The organism is Amycolatopsis sp. NPDC102389, assembly GCF_044765885.1.
Taxonomy (GTDB): domain Bacteria; phylum Actinomycetota; class Actinomycetes; order Mycobacteriales; family Pseudonocardiaceae; genus Amycolatopsis.
Genome location: NZ_JBIWKX010000079.1, coordinates 20,335 through 27,408, shown reverse-complemented (window position 1 = coordinate 27,408; position 7,074 = coordinate 20,335). Strand labels below are relative to the sequence as shown.

The window sequence follows — 7,074 nt, the reverse complement described above, 5'->3', positions numbered from 1 at the left end:
GCCCGCCGCCGACATGGCCCGTGTCGCGAAAGCCACTTTCGCGACGTGTGACGTCCCGAAAGTGGCTTTCGCGACACGATCGCAGACGGCCACGAGCGAACCGCTCGCCGCAACCTGCCACCTCTGCTTTACCGCTCACTTACAGGGCCGGGTACGCGTTCTTCAGCAGTTCCTGGAACTGGGCGGAGAACCAGTGCCCGGACAGCGGCGCGTCGGGCAGCGCGCCCGACATGTTGTTCTGGTTCCGCGGGTTGCCGGTGTACGTCGGATCGCACATCCGGTCGAAACCCTTGCCCTCTGTGTTCGGGATCTCCTTGCTGGCACCGTCGGATTCACCCGGCGGCTTGATCCAGACGTAGGCGTCGATCCCGGCTTCCGGCGCGGCCTTGGGACGTTCGCCGAGCCCGGCGCCCGCCTGGTTGCACCAGTTGCCGAGATGGATCCGGCGGTCGGTCCGGCTCCCGTTCACGTAGGCGTCGACCGTGGTGGACGGTCCGGGGCCGGACGGCCGCGCGGTGCCGCCCCAGCCGTTGCGCGAGGTGTCGATGAGCATGCCGACGTCCGCCGGGAAGCCCGCCCGGATCGCCTCCTGCCGGAACGCCTGGGCATAGGACAGTTCGTCGACGTAGCGGTTCCAGTCGACCCATTTCGACGTCCGCACCGAAGTTCCGCCGACACTGTCGTTCACGGTGAAGTACGGCTCCTTGAGCGCGCCGTAGTTCGCGGTGTTCGCGATGAAGCCGTGCACATTGGCCAGTGTGCTGCCGGAACTCTTCGCGGCTTGTGCGAACAGCGCCGCGGACGGGCCGAGGTTGTCGTCCCAGCCGAGCCAGCCGTGATGTCCGGCGTCGATGTAGTTGTAGACGTTGGGGACAGCGCCGAACTTCGCCAGCGCGTAGCCGACACCGGCGACGTAGTTCCCGTTGGCCTTCATGACGTCGCACGCGGGCGTGGCCGTCGGCCGGGGGGTCACGTTGGTGACGAGGTTCGGCAGTGAGTCGATCTCGATCACGGTCACCACCCGCAGCGACGCGTACTTCGGATCGGCGAGGATGGCGGCGATGGGGTCGATGTACTCGGTCTTGTAGCGCGGGAGTTCGTCTGACTTCAGCTCGCCGCTCGACGCGAGCGCCGCGCAGTCCCGGCCGGGCAGGTTGTAGATCACCAGCTGGACGACCATCGGTTTCCCGGCGGCCTGCTGGAGCGCTCCGTCGAGATGGCCGCGCAGTCCGCGGCTCGTGCTCGTGCCAGCGATGGCGGCGATCCGGTCGAGCCAGACGCCGGTCGGCTGGTTCGCGATCCGGGAGCCGCCGGGCTCGGCCGCGGCCTTCGCCGACCATTCCGGGTTCACGTACACGCCTGCGCCGGCGTAGGGATTGTCGGCCTTCGGTCCGCCCGGACCGGGCGTCGTGGTCGTGGTGGTGGGTGACGTCGTGGTGGTGGGGACGGTGGAACCGGTGCAGGTGGTGCCGTTCAGGGTGAAGACGGTGGGTTTCCCGTTGGTGCCGGAGTGGCTTCCGTTGAAGCCGGGGGAGACGGTGGTGCCGGTGCCGAGTGAACCGTTCCACCCGGCGTCGCGGACCGTCACCCGGGTGCCCTGTTGGGTGAAGGTGCCGTTCCAGCCCTGCTGGACCTGTTGGTCGCCCGGGAAGTCCCAGCTCAGTGTCCAGCCGCCGGTGATCGGGTCGCCGAGGTTGGTGACGGTCACGGTGGCCCCGAACCCGGTGTCCCATTGGTTGGTGATCGTGTAGTCGACCTTGCAGCCCGGCGCCGCTTCGGCGCTCGAGCCCAGCACCACCGGCACCGCCACCATCGCGAGTACCGCGCCGACGGCCAATGGTGCCGTAGCACCCTTTCTGCGGAATCTCATACGTCGCCTCCTTGCGACCGGAATCCGATTTATGGGAGCGCTCCCATGAGGACCGTAAAGGGGCGGACCGGTCCTGACAAGGCTGAGGGAACCGCATTGTGGAATCGCTCCCAGAAATGCGGCCGAAGGAGGTGGAAGGCTGGTCCTGACGGCGGCGCAGCCTTCACCCGGACAGCGGGCGGTGGCCGAATGTGCCCGGGCGGTATGGGATCGTGAGCGGATGAGGATCTTGCTCGTGGAGGACGAGCGACGCCTGGCCGAGTCGCTCCGGGCGGGATTGAGCGCCGAGGGCTATGCCGTGGACGTCGCGCACAACGGCCGCGACGCGCTTTGGTACGCCGCCGAACATCCGTACGCCGCGATGATCCTCGACATCATGCTACCCGGGCTGAACGGCTATCGCGTCTGCCGGAGGTTGCGCGAACGAGGTGACACCACCCCGATCCTCATGCTGACCGCGAAGGACGGCGAGGACGACGAGATCGAGGCGCTGGACACCGGCGCCGACGACTTCCTCCCGAAGCCGTTCTCCTACGGCGTCCTGCTGTCCCGGCTGCGGGCGCTGATCCGGCGCGGGGGAGCGATCCGGCCGGGCACGCTGCGGCTCGGCGACCTCGAACTGGACCAGGCGAGTCACACCTGCCGCCGTGGCACCGCCGAAATCCCGTTGACCACCAAGGAATTCGCCCTGCTGGCGTATCTGATGAAGCGGCAGGGCGAGGTGGTCACCAAGGCGGAGCTGCTGGAGAACCTCTGGGATTTCGCGGCGTCGGCGACCGCGAACCTGGTGGAGGTCCACGTGAGCGCGTTGCGGCGGAAGATCGACCTGCCGTTCGGGGCGGAGACGATCCGGACGGTGCGCGGCGCCGGCTATCACGTGGTCGGTTCCGGTGCCTAAGGCGTGGCGGTCGACCCGCTTCCGGGTCGCGCTGACGTCGTTCGTGACGTCGATCATCGCTCTGGCGGTCGTTTCAGCGTGGCTGGTGCTCGATGCCCAGAACCGGCTGGGCAACGGCGCCGCGCAGGTGGCGAGGGAGCGCGCGGCCGCGATCGTCCACGTACTGAACACCGGCGCCGCGCCGGCCGATCTACGGCTCCTCGTGCGGGATTCGATCTACGAGGTGACCACCCAGACCGGCGAGCGGGTCGCGTCTTGTCCCGGCCTGCGATCCAGGGCGATCGTTCCGGACGGTGGCTTCGTGTACGGCGACAGTGTCCAGAACCTCAAGCCCGGCGACGTCGACCTCGCCAGGCAGGAATCCATCGGCTGCGCGAGAGCGCTCGGGGAAGATCCAGAGCGGAACGGACTCCGGCTGCACGTGGCGGTCACCGTGAGCGGCGACAGCAAGTACCGGATCTACGGCGCCGCCCTCGTCGACGAGTCCGGTCAGGCCGCGCTCGATTCGGTACGGGTGACCCTGCTGGCGGGTGTCCCGGTGATCGCGCTGCTGATCGGGGCGATCGCGTGGTTCGCGGTACGCCGGTCGCTGCGCCCCGTCGAGGCGATCCGCTCGGAGGTCGCGGAGATCGGCGCGCACGACCTGTCTCGCCGCGTCCCGGCCCCGGACAGTGCCGACGAGATCGCGAAGCTCGCCGAAACGATGAACACGATGCTCGCGCGCCTGGACACCGCGGTCACCCGGCAGAGCAGGTTCACTTCGGACGCGTCGCACGAACTGCGCACCCCGCTGGCGTCCCTGCGGACCCAGCTGGAGGTGTTGCTCGCGCATCCGGACCGGCTGGACTGGCGCGACGCCTGCCGCAACGCGCTCCTCGACATCACCCGGCTGCAGGACCTCGTCGGCGACCTCGTCCTGCTCGGCAAGCTGGACAACGCGGAGCCGGAACGGTCCACACCGGTGCGACTGTCCGAAGTGGTCGAATCATGTCTGTCCGGACGGCAGGGGGTCCGCGCCGAGATCGAGGCGGATCCGACGGTCCTCGGCGACCGCGGCAGGCTGGAACGGCTGCTGCGGAACCTGGTGGACAACGCGCAACGCCATGCCCGTACCGGCGTCGAAGTACGAACGTCCATTGTGGACGAAGTCGCCGTATTGGCGGTCACTGACGACGGGCCCGGCATTCCCGCCGCGGATCGCGAGCGGGTGTTCGACCGCTTCGTGCGGCTTGACGACGGACGTGCGCGCGACGACGGTGGCGCGGGCCTCGGGCTGGCGATCGTCGCCGAGATCGCCCAGGCGCACGGCGGCACCGTCGAGGTCGCCGAGCACGACGGCGGCGCTCGCCTCGTCGTCCGCCTGCCGTTGGCGCGAAGCTGAAGACATCTTCAGCTTCCTTAAGCTTCGGTTCAGCGTCCGAGCCCGAACCTTCGGGTCATGCTCGCTCCTTCGCGCCGGTCTTGGTGGCGGCCCCTCGGCCACGCCGAGTACCTGGCCTCGTCGTGGTTCCCCGGCCTCACCGGCGTGCGTGCGCTCGCCGCGGTGGCCGTCGTGTTCTTCCACTACGGAGGTCCCGTCGTGGACCGCCTCCAGGGCTGGATCGCGGTGCAGTTGTTCTTCGTGCTCTCCGGATTCCTCATCACGACGCTGGCGCTGCGCGAGGAAGACCGTGACGGCCGGATCTCGCTGCGCGGGTTCTACCTGCGCCGGGTCTTCCGGATCATGCCGGTGTACTTCCTGCTCCTGGCGCTGACCACGGTCGCGGTGACGCTCGGTGGGGCGTATCAGAGCAGCAGGCTCGCGGACGCCATGCCGTACTACCTCGTCTTCGGCAACGAGCTCGTCGACTTCAACACGCCCTATCCGACCTCGTGGTCGCTGGGGGTGGAGGAGAAGTTCTACCTGGTGTGGCCGGCGTTGCTGGTGCTGACGTCGTTCGCGCGAAGCGGGAAGACGGCGTTGCGTCTGGTGCTGGGCGCGTCGGCCGTTCTCGGTGTGGTGCTGTTCGCCCTGCCGTGGGCGCCGTCGCACACCTGGGCGAGCCTTTCGGTGCATTACTGCTCGCTGGTCGTCGGCTGCCTCCTGGCGATGACGCTCCACCATCCGCGCGGGTTCGCCCTGTTCCGGCCGCTGACCAGTCCCGCCGTCGCCACGGTGATCGGCTGCGGGTTCGTCGTACTGCAGTTCTCCGTCGGCCCGCTGGCGAAGGCGCTCGGCGGGCACTGGCAGTTCGTGGTCCCGGTCTACGCGGCCGGCTCGGCGCTGCTGCTCGTGGCCGTCGTCTCGCCGGGTCCGGTCCGGGCACTGCTCTCGAGCAGGCCGATGACCTTCGTCGGAGATCGTTCGTACGCGCTTTACCTCGCCCAGACAGGCGCCGCCGGGGTGACGGGCTGGTTGCTGCCCAGTGGTCTCGCCAAGGCCGCCGCGACGACCGGTGTCGCGTTGGTGTTCGCCTGCGCGCTGCGCCGCTGGGTCGAGCTGCCCGCCATCGCCTACGGCCGGAAGGTGCTCGATCGACGCGCGCCCGCCGAGCCTCCGGTGGAGGCCGCGGCGGGCGCGCGGTGAAGCGGTGGATCAGTGGTGAGCGGCCACCGGGGTGGCTCCGGCGCTCTTCTTGACGAACAGCGAACCGACGAACGCGGCCAGCCCGACGCAACCGGCGACCATGAACGTGGTGCGGATACCGCCCGAGTCGGGGCTGGCCGCCCCGGCCGTGGTCGTGCTCGCCGTGGCCACCGCGATGAACACGGCGGTGCCGAGCGCGCCGGCGAGCTGCTGCAGGGTGGCCAGGATCGCGCTGCCGTGTGAATAGAGGTGCTCGGGCAGCGACCCGAGGGACTCGGTCATCAGCGGCGTCATCATCAGGCCGAGCCCGCCCATCAGCAGGACGTGGATGGCGATGGCCGCGATCAGCGGTGAATCCGGGCCGAGCAGCGCGAACAGCCACAGTGAGACCGCCATCGCGGCCGCGCCGGGGATGACCAGGGGCCGCGGGCCCAAGCGGTCGTACAGCGCGCCGACCGGACGGCCGAGCAGCCCGAGGACCAGGCCGCCGGGAAGCACCGCGAGCCCGCTGACGAACGTGCTGGTGCGCAGGACGGTCTGCAGGTACAGCGGAAGCAGGATCGCCGCGGCGCCGAGCAGGCACATGAACAGCAGCGCCGTCAGCACCAGCGAGACGACAAAACTGCGGTGGGTGAACGGGCGCAGGTCCAGCAGCGCGCGATCTTCCTTCTGCAGGCGCAACTGGCGCCAGGTGAACACCGCGAGTGCCGCGACGCCGACGACGATCGGCACCCACGGCGGCACCGGCTGATGTCCGCCGGCGCCCTCGCCGGACACGGACAGGCCGTACAGCACGCCACCGAAACCGACGGCGGACAGGATCACCGACAGCACGTCCAGCGGAACCTTGCGGGTGTCGCTCTCCAGCCGGAGCTGCAGCATGCCGACCAGCAGGGCGGCGAGCGCGAGCGGCAGCACGATCCAGAACATCCAGCGCCAGCCGAGCGAGGAGAGCACGGCGCCGCCGATGGTCGGGCCGATCGCCGGGGCGACCGCGATGACGATGGTGATCGTGCCCATCGTGGCGCCGCGCTTCTCGACCGGGACCAGGCGCATCACCGTGGTCATCAGCAGCGGCAGCATGACGGCCGTACCGCAGGCCTGGATGACCCGGCCGGTCAGCAGGAGCGCGAAACCCGGGGCGAGCGCGCTGACCAGGGTGCCGGTGCTGAACAGGATCAGCGAGGCGAGGAACACCTGACGCGGGGTGAACCGTTCGAGCAGGAACCCGGTGGTCGGGATGACGACCGCCATGGTCAGCAGGAAGCCGCTGGTCAGCCACTGGACGGTGGTGGTCGGGACCTTGAGGTCGACGGTCAGGTCACGCAGCGCGACGCTCAGGATGGTCTCGTTGAGGATCATCACGAACGCGGAAAGGACCAGGACCCCGATCAGGAGCCCGGCTTTCGCCGGTGCCCGTTCCTGGTCGTGGGTGGTTTCGGGCAGGGTCTCGGTCATCAGTGAAGGGCTCCTGGAAGGGCGCGGGTCCGCGTGGGCCGCCTTCGGCGCCGGCAACGGTGACAGCGAAGGCGAGGCTGAATGTCCTCAAGTGTGCCTGTGCTGGTCGGTGCCTGTCACGTGAATTTCCGTAGTGAGTACGGTCACTGCCCTTTGGGGCGGCTCGGGACCGCACGTGAGCGGACGGATTTTCGGTGGTGGCGCTATAAAATCGGCACGTGACCAGAGCGATCACGGTGGATCGATGGCATTCGGTGCGGCGAGCCTATCGGGTGACGGGCG

General features: G+C 69.0%; 5 protein-coding genes. 3 read left to right on the top strand and 2 right to left on the bottom strand.

Features of this window, described 5'->3' with window-relative positions; all coding sequences use genetic code 11:
* Window positions 1–139 precede the first annotated feature (139 nt).
* A complete protein-coding gene (locus tag ACIRGA_RS37155; RefSeq protein WP_400950802.1) occupies window positions 140–1,870 on the bottom strand; it encodes a glycoside hydrolase family 6 protein in 1,731 nt (576 codons plus the stop codon).
* 220 nt (window positions 1,871–2,090) lie between these two features.
* On the opposite strand from ACIRGA_RS37155, the gene ACIRGA_RS37150 reads away from it, so the two are divergent.
* Genes ACIRGA_RS37150 through ACIRGA_RS37140 form a run of 3 tightly spaced genes read left to right on the top strand, consistent with a single transcriptional unit; the run spans window position 2,091 to window position 5,334 of the window.
* Window positions 2,091–2,768: a response regulator transcription factor gene (locus ACIRGA_RS37150; protein WP_395867105.1), complete on the top strand. Its 678-nt coding sequence runs from the start codon at window positions 2,091–2,093 to the stop codon at window positions 2,766–2,768.
* On the top strand, window positions 2,761–4,149 hold the full coding sequence (locus ACIRGA_RS37145) for an ATP-binding protein (RefSeq protein ID WP_400950797.1): 1,389 nt from the start codon (window positions 2,761–2,763) through the stop codon (window positions 4,147–4,149). Before ACIRGA_RS37150 ends, ACIRGA_RS37145 begins: the two co-directional genes overlap by 8 nt.
* 57 nt (window positions 4,150–4,206) lie before the next feature.
* The gene (locus ACIRGA_RS37140) at window positions 4,207–5,334 is read left to right on the top strand and encodes an acyltransferase family protein (RefSeq protein ID WP_400950793.1); all 1,128 of its coding nucleotides are present in this window, start codon (window positions 4,207–4,209) and stop codon (window positions 5,332–5,334) included.
* A 9-nt stretch (window positions 5,335–5,343) separates the two neighbouring features.
* On the opposite strand, the gene ACIRGA_RS37135 is transcribed toward ACIRGA_RS37140, so the two are convergent.
* Window positions 5,344–6,792 carry a DHA2 family efflux MFS transporter permease subunit gene (locus ACIRGA_RS37135; protein WP_400950791.1) on the bottom strand — a complete coding sequence of 483 codons (1,449 nt, stop codon included), beginning with the start codon at window positions 6,790–6,792 and terminating at the stop codon, window positions 5,344–5,346.
* Between the last annotated feature and the right edge of the window lie 282 nt (window positions 6,793–7,074).